Here is a 270-nt window from a genome sequence, read left to right on the forward strand (position 1 = left end):
CTGACGGCGTCGCTGACAGGTGGCGTGGCGAAGACCTATGACGGGACGACGGCGGCGACGCTGGCGGGCGGCAACTATGCGCTCGCCGGTGCGGTGACCGGCGACGCCGTCGCTCTGAACAATCCCATCAGCGGCAGCTACGACACCAAGAACGTCGGCACGGGCAAGACGGTCAGCGTCGGCAACCTGGCGCTGACCGGGAGCGACGCGGCCAACTACACCGTCAACGCGGATGCGAGCGCGGCGATCGGCAGCATCGCGGCGAAGGCA

The 270-nt window shown here is 69.3% G+C and carries 1 protein-coding gene; it reads left to right on the plus strand.

Going from position 1 to position 270, the window contains the following annotated elements; translation table 11 throughout:
• The coding region (locus tag L8H00_RS18715) for a YDG domain-containing protein (RefSeq protein WP_242098876.1) at positions 1-270 on the plus strand (270 nt) is incomplete at both ends.

This window comes from Sphingomonas sp. CROZ-RG-20F-R02-07, assembly GCF_022662335.1.
In the GTDB taxonomy this organism is placed as follows: domain Bacteria; phylum Pseudomonadota; class Alphaproteobacteria; order Sphingomonadales; family Sphingomonadaceae; genus Sphingomonas.